Raw genomic sequence first — 23,066 nt, 5'->3', positions numbered from 1 at the left:
AAAGATACGTTTTAGGGCGTCGGTTTGGGCGCGCGACCAGACGGACCGCCCGCGGACACACGATGATCCATCGTTGCGCATAACGATTGCATAAAATCCGGCGTCATCCGCGCCAGCAATTTTTCACCCACATCACCGGCAGCGTGATTGACGATCATGGTCAGCCCTTCACGGCTAACCCCGCCCGATGCCGGGTCGCGGTGACGCAGGACGATGCCCGCCGGAATACGATGATAATGAATGTCGGCCTGCGCCGTCGCCAGCGCATGCGGGGCCGGATTGCCGTTGAGCAGCGAGGCCATATTATCGGCCAGTTTCCGCGCATCGACCGGAAACCCGTTCCAGCCCGCGGAGAAACTGATGGCCGGGATGGTCTGGCCCCCATCGAGCGCCTCAATCACGGGCGCTTGGGATTTCAAAGGATTGGCCGCTGGCACACGATAGACCGTCATAATCACACCCCTATTTTAACCTAACCGATTGATATTGTTATATTTAAAGCCATCTTTTTGTGACTTTTGGCCTTGCTTTTGGTGGGCCGACCCCTTATCAATACACGCAAAGATATAACATTTTCCTAAATTCCGCCCGCTTTTTAAGGAGCCCGAGAAATGAGCGCAGTTGCCGCAAAAGCCATGACCAACGATTACGCCGTGAAAGACATCACGCTGGCCGACTGGGGCCGCAAGGAAATTGCCATTGCCGAAACGGAAATGCCGGGCCTGATGGCTTTGCGCGCCGAATATGGCCCGAAGCAAATCCTGAAAGGCGCCCGCATCGTTGGCTGCCTGCACATGACGATTCAGACCGCCGTTTTGATTGAAACGCTGGTGGCGTTGGGTGCGGAAGTGCGCTGGTCATCCTGCAACATCTTCTCCACGCAAGACCAAGCCGCCGCCGCGATTGCCGCCGCCGGCATTCCGGTGTTCGCATGGAAAGGGTTGAATGAAGAAGAATTCTGGGACTGCATCGACCGCACCATCACCGGCCCGAACGGCTGGACCCCGAACATGATTCTGGACGATGGCGGTGATCTGACCATCCGCATGCACGAAAAATTCCCGGACATGATGAAGGACATCAAAGGCCTGTCCGAAGAAACCACGACGGGCGTTCATCGCCTGTACGAAATGGCCAAGAAAGGCGCGTTGAAAGTGCCTGCCATTAACGTGAACGATTCCGTGACCAAGTCGAAATTCGACAATCTGTATGGCTGCCGCGAATCACTGGTCGATGGCATCAAACGCGCCACCGACGTGATGCTGGCCGGTAAAATTGCCGTGGTTGCCGGATTTGGCGATGTGGGCAAGGGTTCCGCTGAATCCCTGCGTTCTCAGGGCGCGCGCGTTCTGGTCACCGAAATCGACCCGATCTGTGCCCTGCAGGCTGCGATGGAAGGCTATCAAGTTGTAACGATGGAAGACGCCGCCGCAACCGCCGACATCTTCGTCACCACGACCGGCAACGTCGACATCATCACGCTGGACCATATGCGTATGATGAAAGACCGCGCCATCGTGTGCAACATCGGCCACTTCGATTCCGAAATCCAGATCGAAGCGCTGCGGAATTACAAATGGCACAATGTGAAACCGCAAGTGGACGAAGTCGAATTCCCGGACGGCAAACGCCTGATCGTTCTGGCCGAAGGCCGTCTGGTCAACCTCGGCTGTGCCACCGGCCACCCGAGCTTCGTGATGTCCGCATCCTTCACCAACCAGGTGCTCGCACAGATTGAACTCTGGACCAACACATCCGCTTATGAGGCTGGCAAGGTGTACGTTCTGCCGAAACATCTGGATGAAAAAGTCGCCGCCCTGCATTTGGAAAAGCTGGGCGTGAAGCTGACCAAGCTGACCAAGGCCCAGGCCGATTATATCGGTGTGCCGGAAGCCGGGCCATACAAACCGGACCATTACCGTTACTAATCAAGAAAAAGGCGGGGCCAACACCCCGCCTTTTTAATTCTGGCTTTTTTAATCCCCGATTTTTATCCAGTCGCTGCCTTCGCAATATTGCATGACATTGTGCGTGGTGTTGTACGTCAGCGCACCCGCTACACCGACCGGAGAAGTGCACCCGGCACCGCCATCGCCGAATGGCCCGGCCGCCCACCACACCAGACCATCACAAAACTGCAAAACAGAGTGGGTTGAATTGAAAACAATATCCCCGGAAACACCAACCGGGTTTGTACACGACGTTGCCGACCCCATGGCCAGCGCCGGAACCAGCTGGTTGCCCGTGGTTGTATTCAGACCCGTCCGCGCATTCGCATTCGACCCCCAACTGTACAAGGCCCCACCCCGATAACCTGATGAGCTCGCGCCGCTGGATGTGGCGGTTGATACACTTTGCCAGTTCGTATCTGTGCCCACCTGGGCCGGGGTCAATTGATTGCCTGTTATTGTGTTCAGGCCCGTCCGCGCGTTGCCGTTTGATCCCCAGCAATACAGCGCGCCGGATCGAATACCGCAAGAATGCACGCCCCCCACATCGACAAAACTCCAATCCGTGGCCGCACCCACCTGCGCCGGGACCAGTTGGTTGCCTGTGGTCGTCCCCAAGCCCGTGGCACCATCCCCATTGTACCCCCAACAATAAAGCTGTCCGGACCGTACACCGCATCCGCTGTAGGTTCCACCCGCGACGGACGTCCACCCCGTATCCGTACCCACCTGCGTCGGGGTTGTGGTATAGCCCGCTGTCGTGTTTAAACCGGTTTCCCCATATTGATTCCATCCCCAGCAATACAAAGCCCCATTGCTGCGTCCGCCACAAATGAAATAAGAACCAGTGCCCAGAAACATCCAGTCCGTGGCCACACCCACCTGAGTCGGCGTAGCCGTGTTGCCCGATGTTGTGCCCTGCCCCGTGGCCCCCTGGTTGTTCGCACCCCAGCAGTACAACGCCCCCGGCGACCGTAAACCACAGGAAAAATTATCCCCCACCTGAACCGCGGTCCAATCGGTCGCCGCACCGACCTGCGTTGGCACCATGGTTGACCCCGACGTTGTCCCCTGAGCCGTTTGATAATTACCATTCGAACCCCAGCAATAAAGCCGCCCGGATCGCACGCCACACGCATGATCATACCCGGCGGACACATCGGTCCAGTCCGAATCCGCGCCGACTTGGGTTGGCACCATCGTTGACCCCGTTGTTGTATTTAAACCCGTCCGCGCGTTGGCGTTATTCCCCCAGCAATAAAGCCAGCCACCATAAACAGAACACCCAAATCCAAACCCAGCGGATATATCGGGCGCATCCTCTGGACCCCGTGGAAAACCGATCCAATCAACATCATTACAATATGCCGGGCTGAGCGATGTTTCATTCCAGACAATATCGCCCGCCACACCAGAAGGATTGGCGCAATCGGCCATCGCCGATGATGTTGTCACGGCCAGAAGAAGGAAAATGGACAGAGTAATGCAGCACAAAAAACGGATCATATGGTCAAAATCCCAAAAAATAAAAAAGCCCCGGAGCGCCAATCCCGCCGGGGCAAAACCATATGTATGAATGTGACAGGATGCGCACCCTGCACGAATATAATGCGGGACACATCCATGTTTTGATTCATACGGGCTTTTCGAGACCCGGGGCGACAGATGTCGTCCTAAATATACGCAATCATAAATTCAAAATGCGACAGCAACAATAAACTGAAAATTTTACGGTCGCCCCAACGCAACCCATGTATCGCCCTCGCAATATTGCAGGACATTGTGTGTGGAGTTGTAAACGATATGACCCGCTGAGCCAGATGGGTTGGAACACCCCGCCCCACCATTCCCCGGCGGCCCGGCGGCCAGCCACAGTCCCCCCGCACAATATTGCAGGACATGGTCGGTTGGATTGTAGGTGATATCGCCATTTGTTCCGACAGGTCCGGCACATGCATCACCCACAAGCGTTGGCACCCACGTGCCCTCGACGCCAGTCGTATCACCATCAAGCCCAAGCCCCGTCACACCGCCACCGTTATTGCCCCAGCAATACATCGTGCCGCCATTGCGCAAGGCGCAGCTGGCTCCTTCCTCTGAACTGAGCGCAGCCCAATCGCTGTAGGATCCCACTTGGGCTGGAACCAGCTGGCTTCCGGAATCGGTCCCCAGACCTGTTTTCCCCCTGAAATTCGCCCCCCAGCAATAGAGTTGGCCGCCCGCCCGCAAGCCACAACTGAAACTTTCACCAACAGAAATGTTGGTCCAATCTGTATCGGACCCCACCTGCGCCGGAGTGGTCTGGTTCCCGGCGGTAACCCCGATCCCCGTTCTGCCATCGCCGTTGAAACCCCAGCAATACATCGCCCCGCCGCGAATGCCGCATGTGTGGGACCAGGACGCACTGACATCCGTCCAATCCGTATCCGACCCGATTTGAACCGGGCTGGATGCACTGCCGCTGGTCAAACCGTTACCCAGCTTGCCGTAGAATTGCGAACCCCAGCAATACAACGCACCCGACCGAATGCCGCATGTTGTTGTGTTACCCCCGGCCACCCACGTCCAGTCCGTAAATGCCCCAACCTGTGTTGGCGTGGTTGTCGTTCCCGATGTTGTCCCAAGCCCCGTGCGCCCCGAGCTGTTGGATCCCCAGCAATATAGCAGCCCCGCGCCACGCAGGGCGCAAGAGTGGCTGTATTCCGCATCCACATAGGTCCAATCCGTAAATGCCCCAACCTGCGTTGGTGTCGTGGTATCTCCTGATGTCGTGCCCATGCCAGTGCGGCCGGAAGCGTTCCCGCCCCAGCAATATAACGCCCCGTTATTGATACCGCAGCTGTGGAAAGCCGAGCCCTTGGCCATATCCCACGTCGTATCTGTTCCCACGCGCGCCGGGGTGGTTTGATAGCCCGTGGATGTACCAAGACCTGTCCCGTAATAAGCGTTTTGACCCCAGCAATAAAGCTGGCCATTGCGCGTGCCGCAGCTGGAATAATTGCCCATTCCAACATTCGTCCAGGGTTCCGCGCCAACAGGAAGGCTGGGTTCAAAAACATAAACCGTTCCCGCATTACTCAGGCCACTGACCATTTCTTTTTGATACGGCACCGCCAAAACATTATCGCCAAGCGCAATCCCCTGGCCGAAATAATCGTTCGCCTGTTTATTCGGGCGCGTCACGCGACCCAGCCACGCGCCGCTTTCGGCATTGAACAGATGAACTTTACCCGCAGCACTGATCCCATCCGGATCGGCGCTATAGGCACCGACCGCCACCATGCCGTTATAAATCGCAACGGAATTGGTATAGCCAAAATTATCACTGTCCTCTGGTTCGGGGTTTTCGATGGTCATCACCAGAGCACCGGTATTTAAATTATAAATATATGCCGCCCCAGCAGAGTAAGCTGGCCCGGGACCCACATCGGCATTGTTCATTCCGACGATCAGCCGATCCCCGTCCGCCGCGACAGAGGATCCGAAATCTTTATAAACCGCGGGAACAGGCGCAGTCAGCGTATGCAGCAGCGCCCCGGTATTCGCATTAAAAACATACACCGAGCCAGCATTATCTAGACCACCCGGATCATCATCCGGCGCGGCCACAATGGCCCAGTTCCCGGATACCGCTACATCCACACCAAAATAATCATTCGTCGTCGGACTGGGATTGACCAGCGTCGACACCAGCGCCCCGGTCGTGGCGTTGAACACATAGGCTTGCCCCGCAGCACTGACTCCGCCCGGATCATCGAACCGCGCCCCTACAATCGCCAGATTGCCGGATATATCAACATCGCCGCCAAATGAATCATTCGCGGTCGGATTGGGATTGACCAGCGTTGACACCAACGCCCCGGTCGTGGCGTTAAACACATAAGCCTGCCCCGCGCCACTGCCCCCGGCATCATCGTCAGGCGCACCCACAACAACCAGACTGCCGTCAATTTCGGTATCATAACCGAAATAATCACTGGCCGTCGGATTGGGGTTGACCAGCGTCGACACCAGCGCCCCGGTGTCCAGCGCATAAACATAAACGGACCCCTCAGCCGCAAAAGTGACGGCATTATCCGGCGCACCCACGGCCGCCAGGTTACCGGATATGGACACACCGCCGCGGCCCATATAATCGTTGGTGTTGGGTGATGGATTAACCAAAGACGGCAGGGTTGCCGCGGTGAACCAGCTGATCGCGTTTCCGCCCTTGGCAAGGGACACCCAGTTGGTATCGTCGCAATATGTGGGAGTGTTGGACGTGGTGTTCCAGATCACCTCCCCCGCATTTCCGGCGGGGTTGGAGCAGGCCGCGAGGGCCGGCGTGGGAACACCCAGCACACCCAGGCCAAGCACAATCCCCCCGACCAGCAGAGCGGCATGCACAGCCTTGCGCAAAAGACGATCCCCCATGATGTAGTCCCCCATTATCATTGATTGAAATTGTACCAGAAAATATTGATAAATCTATAAAACCGGGCCGCGCGCCCCGCGCCGCCGCCACCCTTGCTGATACATCCTCGACCGGATAAACTGCACCCATGAGCCAAACCGCAGATTCCAGTAAGAAAAACCCGCAAAAAACCGCCAAAGGACCCCGTTTTATCACGGCCCTGATGGGCGGGGGTGAGCTGCGCACAGAAAAAGCGCGGATGGAGGCGTTTTTATCTGCCGTACCCATGGATTATTGCGGCTGGGGCCCGGATGGGGCGATTGCCTATTCGGAGGGGTTTTGCCGCCTGCTGGCGCTGGATTCGATCCGCAACATTCACGACATTCAAAACCGCCTGTCGGCCAGCGATGCCGCCGCGCTGGAGGGCATGTTCTTTCGGTTGCAGGAACAGGGAGAGCCCTTTTCCATCACCGTCCGCACCGCCGACCGCATCCGGACCATGACCCTGTCCGGGTCCAGAGGGGCGGATAGCGGTGGCGACATGCGCTTCAACATTCTGTGGCTTCAGGACACGACCGTCCAGGCCCAGGAACAGCGCCGGATCACCGAAGCCCAGCAATTTGCCGAATCGGAACAACTGCGCCTGCAGGCCGCGCTGGACCACGCCCCTGTGCCATTATGGATGCGCAACACGCAAACGGATTTGATCTGGTGCAACCGGGCCTATGCCAATGTGTTGGACACATCACCGGCAACCGTGATTGCCGAGCAACGCGAGTTGCCGCAGACCGCGCGGAAAAAAGGCCCACCAACCGCATTGCAACCCGGCCGCCCATTGGCGCAGGCCGCCATAGATTCAGGCCAACCCAAAACCACACAGGCCCATATTATTCATGCCGGAACCCGGCTGTTGTGGGATGTCACGGAAACGCCGTTGCCGGGATTGGGATTAACATTGGGCAGCGCGCATGACCGCAGCCGGGAAGAAGAACTGGAAACACACCAGCGCCGCAACACCGCCGCGAACAAGGAATTGCTGGAACAGCTGGGATCATCCATCGCCATTTTTGCCGCCGACCAGAAGATTGAATTTTTCAATTCCGCCTTTGCGCAATTGTGGCAACTGGATGACAGCTGGTTGAACACGCAACCGAAGCTGGGCGACATCATGGAAAAATTGCGCGAAACGCGCCGCCTGCCGGAACAGGCCGATTTCCGCAAGTTCAAGCAAAGCTGGCTGAACATGTTCACCGGATTGATCGGTGGACACGAAGACATGCTGTATCTGCCCGACGGGCGGGCCTTGCGCCAATTGGTGATTCCGCACCCGATGGGCGGATTGATGATGATTTTCGAAGATGTGACCGGGCGGCTGGAACTGGAATCCAGTTACAACACGCTGGTCGCGGTGCAGAAAGAAACGTTGGACAATTTGTCCGAAGGCGTCGCCGTGTTCGGCGGTGACGGGCGATTGAAATTGTGGAACCCGGCCTGGGCCCGGCTGTGGCACCTGAACCCCGAGGATCTGGACGGCGAACCGCATATCAGCCGGATCGTTGAACGGCTCAAACCGCTGTTCCATGAAACGGTTTGGGCGCAGCAACGCGATGAATTGATCGCACAGGGGCTGGACCGCACGCAGCGCGAAGGACGGCTCCAGCTTCTCAATCAAACATTGGTTGATTTTTCCACTGTGCCCCTGCCCGATGGTGGCGTTCTGGTCGCCCATATCGACGTGACCGACAGCGCCCGCGTCGAAGCCGCCTTGCGCGACCGCAACGAAGCCTTGGAAGCGGCCGAACGATTGAAGCTCGACTTCCTCGCCAACGTGTCATACCAGCTGCGCACACCGTTGAACGCGATTACCGGGTTTGCCGAAATTTTGGGCCATGAATATTTCGGCCCCCTGAATGAACGGCAGAAGGAATACACAACCGGGTTGCAGGACGCGGGCAAACGTCTGGTCAATCTGGTTGATGACATTCTGGATCTGTCGACCATCGAAGCGGGCTATATGCAGCTGCAGACAGCCGCGGTTGATGTCCATCGCATGCTGGCCGGGCTGGTTGATTTAACGACGGAATGGGCGCGGAAAGAAAAAATCAATGTCCGGTTGGATTGCCCGGATGATATTGGCACCATCAACGCCGATGAACAGCGCATGAAACAGGTGTTGCTAAACCTGATCCGCAACGCGATCAATTTCACACCGGAAGGCGGCACCATTACCGTGGGCGCCACACGCACAAACGACGGCCATATTGCCCTGCACGTCACCGACACCGGGCCCGGCATCGCCAGCGAAGACCGCGCCCGCGTGCTGGAACCGTTTGAACGCGGGACTGTGAAGGGGGCGATGGCCGCGCGGCAAGGGGCGGGGTTGGGCCTGACCCTTGTGCGCAACATCGTACAACTGCATGGCGGCACCATCACATTGGACAGCCCGCACGATCACGGCACGATTGTTACGATTTCCTTGCCCGCGTAAGACACGGCCCTAACGGCATTCGATCCATGTTTTGGACCCTGTCCGCTCCATCTTGCCCTGAATTGTGATTTCCCCTGCGGCCACTGTGAAGCAGGAAAAAATGGGCACGATTGTGCGCAAGATAACTTCCAGCCGCCCGCCGCTGTAAAACGGACCATAGGTGCAATATTCTTCGGACGCGCCGGGGGCCATGCGGAAATTTGTTTGCGAACGCGCCTGCGTTCCATCAACAGCTTCAAAAAAATTGGTGCGGAACGACCCCATGATTGTGTACGGGGCGGTATTTTTGATGGTAAAGCATCGCGCCCCATCGGGCCGCGCGGGCGGCGTGACCGGGTCGGCCATCGGCACAATCACCGGCGCATCCTGTGCGCTGGCGGCCGGAGCGATTATCATGCTGCAGAACAGCAAAAAGAGTAATCCGATCAACGTCCTCATGAGTTCAACTATAGCACAAAACACGCCGCGCCCTTGCGCAGATTTATGCGCACCCTATGTCATTTGAGGAAAGCGAGATCGGTGATGGCCTCAGGCGAAACAGAACAAGTCATTGATAACAAAGACAAAGAACGGTTCGAACTGCACATTGACGGACACACCGCCTTTGCCGCGTATCGTATTGAGGGGCCCTTGTTATTCATTGATTACGTCGAAGCCCCGCCACCCTTACGTGGCACCGGCGCCGCCGGACGGTTGATGGAGGGCATCACCACCATGGCCCGCGACCGCGGCCAGAAAATTTATCCCATCTGTTCCTATGCCGTATCATGGATGAACCGCCATCCGGATCAGCATGACGTTCTGGCCTAGGCCATCCCCGGAAGACCTTTCGTCGTGGAATATTCCATGTGCAAATCTTTGCCCGGATTGATCTGGCGATAAATCGCGTGCGCGGCCTGGGCCACTTCGGCAAAACCGGTCAGGATCAGTTTCAGTTTCCGCGGATAGGTCGCAACATCCCCCACCGCATAAATGCCCGGCACCGATGTGGCCGCATTTGATGGGTCCACCGGAATATGGTGGCGATCCACCGCCAGACCCCAATCCGCAATCGGCCCCAACGATGCCGCCAGCCCAAAGAAGGGCAACAGCACATCGGCTTCCAGCACTTTTTCCGCACCATCCATGGTCGCCACGGTGACATGACGCAGATGCGCGCCGACGCCGTCCAGCGCTTTTAACTGATACGGCACGACCAGATCGATTTCACCCGCATCGGCCAGCGCCTGCATCCGCATGACGGATTCGGGCGCGGCGCGGAAAGTGTCGCGGCGATGCACCACCATCACCCGCGCGGCCAGCGGGGCCAGTGACAAGGCCCAGTCCACCGCGCTGTCACCACCACCGGCAATGACGATGCGTTTTCCGGCAAAATCATCCCGGCGACGAACCATGTAGAATACGGACGTCCCTTCGTACGATTCAATGCCCGCAAGCGGCGGGCGGTTCGGCCCGAACGCCCCGGCCCCGGCGGCGATGATAATCGCCTTGGCTTTGATTTTATTGCCTTTTTCTGTTTCCAGATCGAAGCCTGTCTGCACCGTACCGGTCACACGGACCACCTGTTGCCCCAGCAGGTACAACGGCGCGAACGGTGCGGCCTGTTCCTCCAGCGCGGCGATCAGTGATGCCGCCTCCACCCGCGGGAAGCCGGGAATGTCATAGATGGGTTTTTCCGGGTACACCGCCGTGCATTGGCCGCCGATATCCGGCAGCGCATCAATCACCGTACAGGACAGCCCGAGCATCCCGCATTGGAATACGGTAAATAGCCCGACAGGCCCCGCGCCGATCACGGCAACATCGGTTTCAACAACAGGGGCGGGAATGGATGCATTCATGACGGGTGACCTCTTTGCGAACAGGGATGAGCGTGCCCGGAACGGTCATGGAAAACAATCCCTTTTTCACCGCACAGGGCTTGGTTTTTGTGTGATTTCCTGCACAAATAGCAGGCCATGACAGACCATGATTTTCACATCGCAACCACCACCCACGAAGCGCGGGGCGAAGACGCCACCATCGCGCTGGCGCAGGGCATCGCCGCGCGGTTATGCCCGGGGCAGGTGTTGTTGCTGGAAGGTGATCTGGGGGCTGGAAAAACCACCTTTGCCCGCGCGTTGATCCGCGCGCTGGCGGGGGATGAAAAACTGGAAGTGCCCAGCCCGACCTTCACTTTGGTTCAGACATACGACACGCCGCGCGGACCCGTGTGGCATTTTGATTTATACCGCATCAAAACACCGGACGAGGTGTGGGAACTGGGCTGGGAAGAAGCGTTGAGCAGCGCCATCACCATCGTCGAATGGCCCGGCAATCTGGGCCCGATGCTGGAGACCATGGTGCCGCCGCAAGGATGGACATTGCACTTCACTGCCGACCCGCACCGCCCCGATATACGCATTATCACCATCCCCGATATTCCGCTGAACGAAGGAACCGCTTAATCATGAGTACACCACACATCGACCGCGCCTTTATTCTGGCCGCCGGAATGGGAAAACGTCTGCGTCCGCATACGGACACGATGCCCAAACCGATGGTTCCCGTCGCGGGCAAGGCGATGATTGACCATACGCTGGATTGTCTGGTCGCGTATGGCGTTCATGACGTTACCGTCAATCTGCATTACCGCGCCACGCAGTTGGAACAACATCTGGGCCAACGTCATGCGCCGCGTTTGACGTTTTCATTCGAACAAACATTGCTGGACACCGGCGGCGGTATGAAGAAGGCCCTGTACACCATGGGCAACCAACCGTTCTTTGCCTTTTCCGGCGACACGTTGTGGGAAGACGGTGTCAGCGGCGATGCCCTGACCCGCATGGCCAGTGCGTGGGACGATTCCAAAATGGATCTGTTGATGCTGTTGCAACCTGTTTCGGCCATGACGCTGACGGGTGGCGTGGGCGATTATGATTTCCTGCCCAACGGCCAGATTGTGCGCAGCCCCACACAAACCGGAACCCATATGTGGACCAGCGTGCGCATCGTGCATCCGCGTTTATTCGCCAATGCGCCGGACGGGCCGTTTTCCTTCCTGCAATTGATGGATCAGGCGCAGGCCAATGGCCGCCTGTTCGGGTTGGAACATGACGGGGCGTGGCACCACATCAGCACGCCCGCCGATCTGGCCAATGTGGAACAGCATCTGGCGGCAACGGGCGGCATTATTTCCCCGTCCAACCCAACCTATCCGCCCGTAAAACCCACGGCGTAATGCGTATGGGGGCAGCGGATCACAAGAAGCTGACCCTGTTCACCATTCCGGCGGGGGTGGCCTTTGCCGATGCGCTGGCGCATGGGTTGTTGGGTGAAACCAAAGACGATCCGAAAGGATTGTCATCCATTCACCTGTTGCTGCCCACACGCCGCGCAACGCGGACGATGCAGAATGCGTTCCTGCGCCTGTCCAAGGGCGCACCGATTTTGTTGCCGCGCTTAAGTGCATTGGGTGAAGTGGATGAGGATTCGCTGAGCCTTGAATCCATTGCATCATCCAGCAATCACGCCGCCCTGACCCTGCCCCCGGCCATGCCGAAAATCCGCCGCCAGATTTTATTGGCGCGCATGATCATGGAATGGAAGACACGGGTGCACAGCCCAGATCAAGCCTTTGCCCTGGCCGGCACGCTGGGTCGTTTGATCGACCAATGTTATATGGAGGGAGTCACGCTGGACGCCCTGCCCACATTGGTCCCGGATGAATTTGCCGATCATTGGCGTGTGACGCTGGATTTCCTGTCCATCATCATGAAATTGTGGCCCGCGTTATTGGATGCGCACGGCATGATTGATGCGGCGGATCGTAGCGGGCGATTAACCCACGCGTTGGCCAATCATTGGGATGCGACACGCCCCACCCAGCGAATTATCGCCGCCGGATCGACCGGATCCATTCCCGCCACGGCGCGGCTTCTGCGCGTGATTGCCGGGTTGCCGAACGGGTCGGTGATCCTGCCCGCGCTGGACCGCGACATGGATGATGACAGCTGGGCCGCGCTGGATGATTCCCATTCGCAGCAGGCATTGAAAAAATTACTGCACGGGATGGATGACAATCTGCATCGTCATGATGTCACAGTGTGGCCGCATACACCGCCCGCCCAGACCGATACCAACCCCGCAATTGCGCAGAAACAATTAAGCGCGCGCCAATGGCTGGCCCGTGAAATGATGCGCCCGGCCGCCACCGCCGATGCGTGGACGACATTGGACCCGGATGCCGAGACCCGCACCCATGTGCGTGACACGTTGGGCCGCGTACGCCGGATCGACGCGGAAAACCCGCAGGAAGAGGCCGAGGCCATCGCCCTGATCTTGCGCGAAACATTGGAAACACCGGGGCGCACGGCATCGCTGGTTACGCCGGACCGGATGCTGGCGCGGCGGGTCAGTTTGATCATGAATCGCTGGGGCATCGTTATGGATGATTCCGGCGGCCAACCGCTTAGCACCACGCGCGTGGGGATTTTCCTGCGCCTGATTGCGCGCGCGGCGATTGAACAATACGCCCCCGCCGCGTTGCTGGCCGCCGTGAAACATTCGCTGGTGCGGTGGGATGACAATGATACGGCGGACGGGCGCGGCATGGTCCGCGCACTGGACCGTCATTATCTACGCGGCCCCGCCCCGGCGCACGGATGGGATGGATTGACCGCCCACATCACCGCCAAACGCGACGCACAGATCGCACGTGGGCATGAGGCGCCGCCGGATGTTGCCCCCCTGATTGACCATTTACGCACCTGCTTTGCACCACTGGATGATTTATTGCAGGGTGATGCCGCAACACTGCGCCCATTGCCCGACTGGCTGAGCGCCCACATCAAAGTGGCCGAACATTTAAGCCGCGCCGATACGATCTGGACCGGCGAAGATGGTGAAGCGGCAGCAACGGTTCTGGCCGAGCTGCACGGCGAATTGGCGCAGGCCTTTGCCGGCGATACAAACGCCATGCCACCGATGCGTTTGGACGATTATCTGTCGATCATCAGCGGCATGATGGAGGGGGTGAATATCCGCCCCGCCTATGGCACGCACCCGCGTCTGTCCATCCTGGGGCAGATCGAAGCCCGGATGAGCCAGGCCGATTGCGTTATTCTGGCCGGATTGAATGACGGCACATGGCCGCCCGATCCCGGCCATGACCCATGGATGTCGCGCCCGATGCGCAAACAATTCGGCCTGCCCCCCACGGACCAGATGGTCGGGTTTGCCGCGCATGATTTTGCCTGCGGCTTCTGCGCCCCCACGGTGTATTTAAGCCGCAGCAAGCGGGTGGATGGCACGCCAACCGTTCCGTCACGCTGGTTGCAACGGTTGGACACAGTGTTGCAGGCGCTCGACATTCCACCCGAACATTTACACGATCACCCGGCCCTGCACCGCGCGCGGATGTTCAGCGACGATGGTGCGCGCGTTCCCGCCGCCACACGGCCCGCACCGACCCCCGCCGTCGATCGCCGCCCAATGACGTTGCCCGTCACCGATATCGAAACATGGATGCGCGATCCGTATGCGTTGTACGCCAAGCGGATTTTGCGTCTGCGTAAGCTGGACATGCTGGACAAACCCGAAGATGCCGCCAGCCGGGGTACCTTGATCCACGAAGTGTTCGAACATTTCGTATCCGACCACATGCATGAATGGCCGGATGACGCACAAAGCCGATTGATCACGCTGGCCCATGATCAGATGAAGGACCACATGGACGACCCGCGCTTGTGGGGATTCTGGTGGCCGCGCATGGAAGCAGCGATTGACCATTTCGTCACATTGGAAACCGCGCAACGCGCCCATTCCAAACCATGGGCATTGGAAGCCACAGGCACATTACCCATCACGTTGGAGAATGGTCACGTTTTCACCCTGACCGCCAAGGCGGACCGCATTGACCGCAGCGTGATCGATGGCCGCGCCACCGTGATTGATTACAAAACCGGAACATTGCCCAGCAAGAAAGCGATTGAAGCCGGATTGGCCCCGCAATTGCCATTGGAAGGGGCCATGATTTTGCATGGCGGGTTTAATGATAGTGGCCCCAAACCAGCCGTCGACGGCCTGCGCGCCTTCACCGCATGGGATGGATCGGGGCGGAAAAATCCGACCGTTCTGATCGTGGAAGATGGCGATGCCGTGCATCTGGCCACCTATGCCTATAACGGATTGCGCGATCTGGTGACCGCGTTCCAAAATCCGGCCACACCGTATTACAGCCTGCCAAATCCGGCGAACGCACCGAAATATCGTGATTACGATCAACTGGCCCGCGTGCAGGAATGGGTGGTGTTGAGCGACGCCGATGATGAAGCGGAGGATGCGGCATGAACCCAAAATCCTCAGCCATCGAAAAACAGGATCAATCACCCCAGGCCGCCAGCGCCCATGCCGCATCATTGCAGGCGCAGGCATCCGACCCCGCCGCCCATGTATGGGTGGGGGCATCCGCCGGATCGGGCAAAACCAAGGTTCTGACCGATCGCGTGTTACGCATTCTGCTGCCCCGCCCCGGACAGGGAGCGGCCAGCGCGTGCGCCCCGCACCGCATTCTCTGCCTGACCTTCACCAAAGCGGCAGCCAGTGAAATGCGCCTGCGCCTGTCCAAACGGTTGGGCGAATGGGCGGTGATGGATGATGATAAATTACGCGCCACATTGCGCGATCTGATCGGCCAGAACCCGGATACCGACCAGATGATCACCGCCCGGCAATTATTCGCCCGCGTGGTTGATGCGCCCGGTGGATTGAACATCACCACCATTCACGCGTTTTGCAAAAGCATTCTGGGGCGCTTCCCGCTGGAAGCGGGCTTGTCCCCCGATTTCAAAACGCTGGAAGATGATGAAGCCAAACGATTCACCGCATTGGCGCGGGATCAGGTTTTAAAAACCGCACGCGATGACATGCATGGTGATTTGCATCACATCGTTCGCCGTCTGACCCGCATCTTGAATGAAGAACAAATGGATGCGCAGCTCAGCGCCCTGCTGTCCGAACGCGGCGCGCTGGAACAAACAATGCGCGATTATCCGGATGCCACCACATTACACCGGGCCGTGTGTGACATTCTGGACATTGATCCGGCATTGGATGCCGATCAATTGATTGCAAACGCCTGCGCCGATTCATCCTTTGCCAAAAACGATTTATGGGCGGCGTGCCGTGCCCTGAATCAGGGAACAAAAACCGACGTCGATCGTGCAGGCGCGTTACAGGACTGGCTGGAATCCCCGGCGCAATCCCGGGCGGATAAATTTGATGATTACGCCGGCATTTTCCTGACCAAGGCCGGAACCATTCTGGCCCGCATCGCCACCAAGGGCGCGAAGGATGCCGACCCAGCCTGTGAACCGACATTGATTGCCGAGGCCGAGCGGCTGATCGCGTTGCATGAAACATTGCGCGCCATCGCATCCGCCCGCGCGACCAGTGATTTGCTGTCCTTTGGCGGGGCTGTGCTGCGCGATTATGCAGCGATAAAAGCGCGTCATTCCGCACTGGATTTCGATGACCAGATTTTGCGCACGCTGGCTCTGTTACAGGGGCAGACCATGGGCATGGATGCCGACACCATCGCGCCATGGGTGATGTTCAAGCTGGATCAGGGGTTGGACCATATTTTGGTTGACGAGGCGCAGGATACAAACCCCGAACAATGGGCGATTATTCGCGCGTTGAGCGATGATTTCCTGTCGGGTCGCGGGCGCGATGATTCCGAAAATCTGGCCCGCACATTGTTTTTCGTTGGTGATGAAAAACAATCCATTTATGGGTTCCAGCGCGCCGACCGCGACGGGTTCCAAACCATGCGGAAAAATTTCGCCGCGCGTGTGCGCGCCATGAATGCATCATGGTGGCGGGATGTGGGATTGAACGTATCGTTCCGGTCCACGACATCGGTTTTGCGCGCCACCGACGAAACATTTGCCCCGCCCCCCGTGTTACAGGGCGTGGCCGATGATATCATCACCCATACCGCCCACCGGATTGGTCAGGCGGGATCGGTTGAAATTTGGCCCATCCTGAATGAGCCGGAAAAAGATAAAGGCAAAGACGATTGGGTGTTGCCGCTGGAACGTACATCATCGGTTGATGCGCGCACGCAGCTGGCAATCCGCGTGGCGGACCATATTGCATCATCCATCGGCACAACGATGCTGGAATCCAAAGGCCGCGCCATGCGCGCCGGGGATATTCTGGTGCTGGTCCGCAACCGGAATGATTTCGTGCCGAAACTGGTGCGCGAATTGAAAACCCGCAACGTGCCCGTCAGCGGTGTGGACCGCATGGTCCTGAACGACCAGCTGGTGGTACAGGATATGATGGCGGTGGCGCGGTTTGCGTTGTTGCCGGAGGATGATTTATCGCTGGCCTGTATCCTGAAATCCCCGTTTTGTGGATGGGATGATGAACGGCTGGAACATATTGCATGGAACCGCGGGTCCCAGACATTATGGTCCGCCTTGCGCGCCCGCGCAGGCGATGATCCGGTGATCGCATGGCTGAATGATCGTTTGCGCGATGGCAGCTTGCTGCGCCCCTATGAATTTTTCACACGGCTGTTGCAAACATCCTGCCCCGCCGATGCGAAAAGCGGCCACCACGCATTGATTGCGCGGTTGGGGCATGAAGCGCTGGACCCACTGCAAGAATTTATCAACAACACACTGTCATTCGAACGCACACACGTCCCGTCATTGCAGGATTTCGTGCAGGTACAAGACCGCACCACCACACAATTGAAACGTGAAATGGATGAAGCCGGGGATCAGGTGCGCATTATGACCGTACATGCATCCAAGGGATTGCAGGCCCCTGTGGTCATCCTGCCCGATACGATCAAGGGCGGCGGCGGGAAGAAAGATGTGCCCGTATTGTGGCCGCGCAAGACGGGCCTGCCCGCGCCATTATGGACCACGCGCAAGGCGGAAGCACCCCGCCCCTACACCGCCGCGCAAGCCCGGATTGATGCAAGCGACGCCGAGGAAGAACGCCGTTTGCTGTACGTTGCCATGACCCGGGCGGAAGACCAGTTGATTATTGCCGCGGCGAAGAAGAAGCGCGCCCGGCTGGAGGATAGCTGGTACCAGTTGATGGCCGATGCGTTTGACCGCATGGATGATGTTGAAACGATTGAGCGGACCGGGTTCGACGACCCCATCCGGCGCATATCCAACCCGCAAACCCGGCCCGTGGATGAAAAACCCAACACGGGATACACATACACCAATGCAGTCGACCCGGTTGCACCGGATTGGGTTGACCGCGCCGCGCCCGCAGAACCCGGCGCACCAACGACATTGATGCCATCGCGCCCCGATGACGCCGAACCCGCCGCGCGGTCCCCGTTGCAAAGCGATGACCCATACCGGTTCCGCCGCGGCATTGTCACACACCGTTTGTTGCAAATTTTACCCGACATGCCGATAAATGCGCGCATGGACGCCGCGCGCCAACATGTGGCGAAACAGGATTTACCCCAAACGGTGCGCGACGGCATCGTGGCCGAAGTCATGGCGATTTTGGATGACCCGCAATTTGCGCCGTTGTTCGCGCCCGGCACGATGGCCGAGGTGCCCGTGACCGGTTATGTCGATGGACAATTGATCAGCGGGCAGATTGACCGTCTGGCCATCACCGATGATGCCGTATGGATCATCGATTACAAAACCAACCGCCCGCCCCCGCAGGACCAGAAGGACGTTGCGCCACTGTACCGGAAACAGATGCGGGCCTATGCCGCCATTATTCGCAAAATCTACCCGAATCAGGTGATTCGCACGGCCCTGCTGTGGACCGATGGCATGCGGTTAATGGAGATTCTGGAAAATCAATAACCTAAAGAGCGCGACCAATGTGGACGGAACCGCTTTCCGTCGCCGCCCAACCCTTGACCCCGCGCCCCAAGCGACCATATTAAAAGGTACAGAATTCATTCATCCGAAGAGAGGAACCGGGCCATGACCCATAAAGTATCAGACCAGAATTTTGAAAGCGAAGTCCTGAACGCCGACGGTCCCGTCGTTGTCGATTTCTGGGCCGAATGGTGTGGCCCGTGCAAGGCGATGGGTCCGCTGGTTGACGAACTGGCCAATGAAATGGGTGAGAAGGTGAAGGTCGTAAAGATCAACATCGACGAAAGCCCGAACGCCCCGACGAAATACGGCGTGCGCGGCATCCCGACCTTTATGGTGTTCAAGGGCGGCCAAGTTGTTGATACGCGCGTTGGATCCATGTCCAAAACGCAATTGAACGAATGGGTCGCGTCGGTCGTCTAAGATCGCGCCCGCGTTCAAATTTGAAATTTGAAGTCATCCCGGCGAAAGCCGGGATCTTCTTATCGACCAAGACGATACAAGACCGAATAAAGACCCCGGCTTTCGCCGGGATGACGTATGAAAGAATCTTTGGAGTACAGCCATGCAAGACCCCCAATTCATCCTGCCCGACGAACGCGAATTGCCCGCGGAATCGGCGTCGTTCCTGCGCTGGCTGTGGTTTTTCCTGAAACCGTATCGCCGGACATTTTTCATGTTCACCGCGCTGCGGATCGTGCGTTTCGCCACGTTGGCGATGATGCCGTTTTTTATCGGGATCACGATCAAGGGATTTGAAGAAGGCTGGGCCATGACCGATCCCGCCCGCCTGATGTGGATGATTGTGCCGTATATGGTGGCCTATGGGCTGGCGCTGATCTCCATGGGGTTGTTCCTGAACGAAGCGGCGATGGAAGATCGCTTGAATCGCAGTATGGCGCTGTTCTCCGTCCGGCACATGAATCGCCTGTCACTGAACTGGCATGAATCGCAAGGGTCGGGCAGCAAGATGCAGCGCATCACCACTGCACGGTCATCGCTGAAACAGCTTTATAACATCTACAAATGGTCGCTGGTCCCGTTTGTGGGTAGTGTGATTGGTATTTTCGCATCCGTCCTTCTGATTGATGCGCCGTTTTATTTCCTCCTCTTGTACGCCGGGTTTATCGTGACCTTTATGGCGGTGGGCGTTTATACGGCGCGCAATTTGCCGAAAATGCACGACCGTCATAACAAGATGCTGGAAAAACTGACCGCCCGCGTTTACGAATTTGTCGGCGCGGTGCGCACGGTCAAGGCGTTCAACATGGGCGCCTATATCGACGAACAGGCCCAACGCCACGAGGCCGACGCCCATTTCGCCATGCGCGACGTGTTCAAAATCACCTATTTCAAATGGACGGTTTTGAACATGACGGCGTTTTTCTGGATCGTCCTGACGCTCGGCCTGTGCCTGCCCGGGATGTTTGGCGGATGGTTAAGCGCCGGTGCCTTTGCCACCGTGTTCTTCCTGATGTTCAATTTGTGGTCCCGTCTGGAAGAAATGGTCTATATGCAGGACCAGTTCCTGGAATACCGCAACGGGTTCATGCGCATATCCGAAACATTGCGCGAAAAACCGCAGATGATGGATTTTGCGCCCGCGCAATCCCTGCCCGCCGATTGGAACGATATCCGTTTTAACGATGTCAATTTCACCTATGACGGGCAGAAGGGTCATGCCCTGCACAGCATCAACCTGACCATTCCGCGCGGGAAAACCATCGCCCTGACCGGGCGCAGCGGCGCGGGGAAATCCACACTGGTGCGCATGTTGATGAAACAGATGCTGCCCGAAACCGGTGCCATCACGGTTGGTGGGGTCAATCTGAACAATATCCCCGGGCATGAATGGTTGAACCGCATCGCCCTGGTGCCGCAGGATGTGGAATTGTTCAACATCACCATCCGCGACAATATCCTGCTCGACCGCATCGACAATGTGGACGAGGAATTATACCAACGCGCGCTGCGCCACGCCGCGTTGGATGAATTGATTGCCAGCCTGCCCGATGGCGATGCCACGATGATTGGGGAACGCGGGATCAAATTGTCCGGCGGTCAACGCCAACGCCTGGGGATTGCCCGGGCGTTTGTGCGCAATGCCGATCTGATTATTTTTGACGAGGCGACATCGGCGCTGGATTCCCTGTCGGAACAGGTCATTCAAACCGCGATGGAAACGGCTTTCGCCGGCAAAACCATGGTCATCATCGCCCACCGCCTGTCCACCGTGAAACATGCCGACAATCTGATCGTTATGGAGAACGGCGAGATTGTCGAAAATGGCGGGTTCGCCGAATTGCTGGCCCAAAACGGCACGTTCGCCAAATTATGGGCCATGCAGTCGGAACATTTTATTGACGGTGAAGCCGTTGCGGCGCAATAGAGATAGCGGACCGCGCCCGCAATATCCCTCTTGAATGAAGGGAAAAGACGCATATAATCGTACCCACATTGCAAGGTCTCGAAAGCCTTTGGCGTTGGTGCCGGAATCAGAGTGATAGCGCAAAGCCGCAGCGTCCCAAAGCTGCCATTGAAAGCTAGCGCAGATATTTATTTATAATATTGTTATCACTCGCGATGCGCTTTCACGCCCTTTTTCCCATTTTTTTATGGGTCATTTTCTCTATTTTTCCGTCTTACGTTCTGGCCGCCGAAACGCAGCCCGGTGATTCGTGCAGCACGAATGGCGAGGTTCGACAAACCGGCGGACCGGAACAAATCCCAAGCCGCACATTGATATGCAACGGCACGACATGGCAAAACGCGCTGGAGCAAAGCCCGGCGGGAACATCCCTGCTGCAAATTGGGAACGATGCAACATCATGCACAACGGAGAAACTGGGTCGATTGCGCTACAACGGGGCATCGACATGGAGTTTTTGCAACGGAACAGCATGGGTCAGCATGGGCGCGGCCGCAATTTCAAGCCTGACCCCAGCCACAGCATCCAACACAATCAATAACGCCAACTATCCCCAGACATGGACATGGGATGGGATTACATCCAGCCCCGGATTATCCATCACATCATCAACAGCGACGGGAAGATTACTGTCCGTTGCGATTACAACGGCATCATCCAGCGCGGCCGCCATTTACGGAACCAACAGCGGCGGCGGTTACGGGGCAACTGGTGTCTATGGGCGCACATCATCAACGTCCGATGTCAATTATGGCGTCCAAGGACATTCGGACAGTCCCACGGGATATGGCGTTTACGCTTATGCGGCATCTGCCAGCGGTGTCAATTACGGTCTTTATGCCCTCAGCAACAGCAATACGGGATATGCGATTTATTGTTTCGCAGTGAACACCTACGGATGCGGCGGGAACAGAGCCTGGTCCAGCGCATCCGACAGGCGATTGAAAAAGGACATCACACCGTTGGGTGATAAAGACGGGTTGCAGGCTATCATGCAACTGCGCCCCGTGCGGTATCATTGGCGCGACGTTAAATCGTCCGGAAAGGCGGAAATGGGATTTATCGCACAAGAAGTTGAACCGATTCTGCCGGAGTTAGTTGGGTATGGCCCAGATGCTGAAATCACAACAGAAGACGGCACAAAAGAAATTGTTCAGAACGCAAAGTCCATGAGCTATTCCACTGTGGTGGTCCCCCTGGTCAAAGCGGTACAAGAACTGAAAATCGAAAATGATATCTTGCGGACGCAAAACACGGACCTGCGCCACCGGGTTGAAAGGCTGGAATCCGCCGAAGAAAGATAATTCACCGAATACGGCCTGATTTAAAAAAAAGCCCCCGAATTTTCGGGGGCTTTTTAATTCAACAGCGAAGCGCTTAGGCCTTCGGCGTTTCAGATGCGATGACCATCATCATCTGGCGGCCTTCCAAGCGCGGTTCCATTTCAACCTTGCCCAGACCCGACAAATCTTCCTTCACGCGATTGAGAACTTCCATCCCCAATTGCTGGTGCGCCATTTCGCGACCACGGAAGCGCAGGGTGAATTTCACCTTGTCACCATCTTCCAGGAAGCGGCGCGCGGCCTTCATCTTCACTTCGTAATCGTGATCACCGATTGCGGGACGCAATTTCAGTTCTTTGATCTCGATGACTTTTTGTTTCTTGCGGGCTTCGTTCGCCTTCTTCTGCATCTCGTACTTGTATTTACCGAAGTCGAGGATTTTGCAGACCGGCGGTTCCGCACCCGGGGAGATTTCGACCAGATCCAGGCCGGCTTCTTCCGCAGCGGCCAGAGCTTCGCGAATCGACACAACGCCGACCATTTCACCATCGGCACCGATCAGGCGGACCTTGTCCACCCGGATTTGAGCATTCACGCGCGGACCGTCATCACGGGGTGCATCACGGCGCGGGGGTACAGGTGGTCTAGCGATGGGTCGTCTCCATTGT

At 57.5% G+C, this 23,066-nt stretch carries 16 protein-coding genes; 10 read left to right on the top strand and 6 right to left on the bottom strand.

The genetic code is table 11. The features are described 5' to 3' along the window. Window positions 1-11: 11 nt before the first annotated feature. On the bottom strand, window positions 12-452 hold the full coding sequence (locus A11S_RS00615) for a hypothetical protein (RefSeq protein ID WP_015466531.1): 441 nt from the start codon (window positions 450-452) through the stop codon (window positions 12-14). 159 nt (window positions 453-611) lie between these two features. On the opposite strand from A11S_RS00615, the gene ahcY reads away from it, so the two are divergent. Next, the gene (gene ahcY / locus A11S_RS00610; protein WP_015466530.1) at window positions 612-1,928 is read left to right on the top strand and encodes an adenosylhomocysteinase; all 1,317 of its coding nucleotides are present in this window, start codon (window positions 612-614) and stop codon (window positions 1,926-1,928) included. Between the two features lie 48 nt (window positions 1,929-1,976). Here the strand turns inward: ahcY and A11S_RS00605 are convergent, their stop codons facing one another. Beyond that, window positions 1,977-3,455 carry an RCC1 domain-containing protein gene (locus A11S_RS00605; protein ID WP_015466529.1) on the bottom strand — a complete coding sequence of 493 codons (1,479 nt, stop codon included), beginning with the start codon at window positions 3,453-3,455 and terminating at the stop codon, window positions 1,977-1,979. A 222-nt stretch (window positions 3,456-3,677) separates the two neighbouring features. Beyond that, window positions 3,678-6,362, bottom strand: a complete 2,685-nt coding sequence (locus A11S_RS00600) for a hypothetical protein (RefSeq protein ID WP_015466528.1) — start codon at window positions 6,360-6,362, stop codon at window positions 3,678-3,680. Window positions 6,363-6,490: 128 nt separating this feature from the next. Here A11S_RS00600 and A11S_RS00595 point away from each other — a divergent pair, with 128 nt between their 5' ends. Beyond that, window positions 6,491-8,830: a sensor histidine kinase gene (locus A11S_RS00595; protein WP_015466527.1), complete on the top strand. Its 2,340-nt coding sequence runs from the start codon at window positions 6,491-6,493 to the stop codon at window positions 8,828-8,830. A gap of 9 nt (window positions 8,831-8,839) precedes the next feature. On the opposite strand, the gene A11S_RS00590 is transcribed toward A11S_RS00595, so the two are convergent. Further along, entirely contained in the window at window positions 8,840-9,226 is a 387-nt protein-coding gene (locus A11S_RS00590) for a hypothetical protein (RefSeq protein ID WP_235067841.1), read from the bottom strand. A 126-nt stretch (window positions 9,227-9,352) separates the two neighbouring features. Between A11S_RS00590 and A11S_RS00585 the strand changes: the two genes are divergently transcribed. Further along, a complete protein-coding gene (locus A11S_RS00585; RefSeq protein ID WP_015466525.1) occupies window positions 9,353-9,640 on the top strand; it encodes a GNAT family N-acetyltransferase in 288 nt (95 codons plus the stop codon). Here the strand turns inward: A11S_RS00585 and A11S_RS00580 are convergent. Then, window positions 9,637-10,671, bottom strand: a complete 1,035-nt coding sequence (locus tag A11S_RS00580; protein ID WP_015466524.1) for an NAD(P)/FAD-dependent oxidoreductase — start codon at window positions 10,669-10,671, stop codon at window positions 9,637-9,639. The two genes, A11S_RS00585 and A11S_RS00580, sit on opposite strands and share 4 nt — an antisense overlap. Before the next feature lie 117 nt (window positions 10,672-10,788). Here A11S_RS00580 and tsaE point away from each other — a divergent pair, with 117 nt between their 5' ends. From tsaE to A11S_RS00545, 7 genes are all read left to right on the top strand, one after another. Next, a complete protein-coding gene (tsaE, locus tag A11S_RS00575; protein ID WP_015466523.1) occupies window positions 10,789-11,277 on the top strand; it encodes a tRNA (adenosine(37)-N6)-threonylcarbamoyltransferase complex ATPase subunit type 1 TsaE in 489 nt (162 codons plus the stop codon). A gap of 2 nt (window positions 11,278-11,279) precedes the next feature. Beyond that, window positions 11,280-12,050 (top strand): nucleotidyltransferase family protein, encoded by a 771-nt coding sequence (locus tag A11S_RS00570; RefSeq protein WP_015466522.1) that lies wholly within the window; start codon window positions 11,280-11,282, stop codon window positions 12,048-12,050. Window positions 12,051-12,055: 5 nt separating this feature from the next. Next, the gene (gene addB, locus A11S_RS00565) at window positions 12,056-15,160 is read left to right on the top strand and encodes a double-strand break repair protein AddB (protein WP_041802303.1); all 3,105 of its coding nucleotides are present in this window, start codon (window positions 12,056-12,058) and stop codon (window positions 15,158-15,160) included. Next, window positions 15,157-18,669 carry a double-strand break repair helicase AddA gene (gene addA / locus A11S_RS00560; RefSeq protein WP_015466520.1) on the top strand — a complete coding sequence of 1,171 codons (3,513 nt, stop codon included), beginning with the start codon at window positions 15,157-15,159 and terminating at the stop codon, window positions 18,667-18,669. Before addB ends, addA begins: the two co-directional genes overlap by 4 nt. Window positions 18,670-18,792: 123 nt before the next feature. Next, a complete protein-coding gene (gene trxA, locus A11S_RS00555; RefSeq protein WP_015466519.1) occupies window positions 18,793-19,110 on the top strand; it encodes a thioredoxin in 318 nt (105 codons plus the stop codon). Window positions 19,111-19,252: 142 nt separating this feature from the next. Continuing rightward, the gene (locus tag A11S_RS00550) at window positions 19,253-21,076 is read left to right on the top strand and encodes an ABC transporter ATP-binding protein (protein ID WP_015466518.1); all 1,824 of its coding nucleotides are present in this window, start codon (window positions 19,253-19,255) and stop codon (window positions 21,074-21,076) included. Window positions 21,077-21,270: 194 nt separating this feature from the next. After that, the gene (locus tag A11S_RS00545) at window positions 21,271-22,419 is read left to right on the top strand and encodes a tail fiber domain-containing protein (protein WP_051054870.1); all 1,149 of its coding nucleotides are present in this window, start codon (window positions 21,271-21,273) and stop codon (window positions 22,417-22,419) included. Between the two features lie 73 nt (window positions 22,420-22,492). Here A11S_RS00545 and infC read toward each other — a convergent pair whose 3' ends face one another. Continuing rightward, window positions 22,493-23,050, bottom strand: a complete 558-nt coding sequence (infC, locus tag A11S_RS00540) for a translation initiation factor IF-3 (RefSeq protein ID WP_051054869.1) — start codon at window positions 23,048-23,050, stop codon at window positions 22,493-22,495. Window positions 23,051-23,066: the final 16 nt, after the last annotated feature.

It is taken from the genome of Micavibrio aeruginosavorus EPB (genome assembly GCF_000348745.1).
GTDB classification, from domain to species: domain Bacteria; phylum Pseudomonadota; class Alphaproteobacteria; order Micavibrionales; family Micavibrionaceae; genus Micavibrio; species Micavibrio aeruginosavorus_A.
Note: the sequence above shows the minus strand (reverse complement) of the source record. Positions and strands in the feature narration are given on the sequence as shown.

Coding starts and splice junctions, on each gene's coding strand:
- A11S_RS00615 (WP_015466531.1), bottom strand. CDS start 452: ATGACGGTCTATCGTGTGCCAGCGGCCAATCCTTTGAAATCCCAAGCG.
- ahcY (WP_015466530.1), top strand. CDS start 612: ATGAGCGCAGTTGCCGCAAAAGCCATGACCAACGATTACGCCGTGAAA.
- A11S_RS00605 (WP_015466529.1), bottom strand. CDS start 3,455: ATGATCCGTTTTTTGTGCTGCATTACTCTGTCCATTTTCCTTCTTCTG.
- A11S_RS00600 (WP_015466528.1), bottom strand. CDS start 6,362: ATGGGGGATCGTCTTTTGCGCAAGGCTGTGCATGCCGCTCTGCTGGTC.
- A11S_RS00595 (WP_015466527.1), top strand. CDS start 6,491: ATGAGCCAAACCGCAGATTCCAGTAAGAAAAACCCGCAAAAAACCGCC.
- A11S_RS00590 (WP_235067841.1), bottom strand. CDS start 9,226: ATGATAATCGCTCCGGCCGCCAGCGCACAGGATGCGCCGGTGATTGTG.
- A11S_RS00585 (WP_015466525.1), top strand. CDS start 9,353: ATGGCCTCAGGCGAAACAGAACAAGTCATTGATAACAAAGACAAAGAA.
- A11S_RS00580 (WP_015466524.1), bottom strand. CDS start 10,671: ATGAATGCATCCATTCCCGCCCCTGTTGTTGAAACCGATGTTGCCGTG.
- tsaE (WP_015466523.1), top strand. CDS start 10,789: ATGACAGACCATGATTTTCACATCGCAACCACCACCCACGAAGCGCGG.
- A11S_RS00570 (WP_015466522.1), top strand. CDS start 11,280: ATGAGTACACCACACATCGACCGCGCCTTTATTCTGGCCGCCGGAATG.
- addB (WP_041802303.1), top strand. CDS start 12,056: ATGGGGGCAGCGGATCACAAGAAGCTGACCCTGTTCACCATTCCGGCG.
- addA (WP_015466520.1), top strand. CDS start 15,157: ATGAACCCAAAATCCTCAGCCATCGAAAAACAGGATCAATCACCCCAG.
- trxA (WP_015466519.1), top strand. CDS start 18,793: ATGACCCATAAAGTATCAGACCAGAATTTTGAAAGCGAAGTCCTGAAC.
- A11S_RS00550 (WP_015466518.1), top strand. CDS start 19,253: ATGCAAGACCCCCAATTCATCCTGCCCGACGAACGCGAATTGCCCGCG.
- A11S_RS00545 (WP_051054870.1), top strand. CDS start 21,271: ATGCGCTTTCACGCCCTTTTTCCCATTTTTTTATGGGTCATTTTCTCT.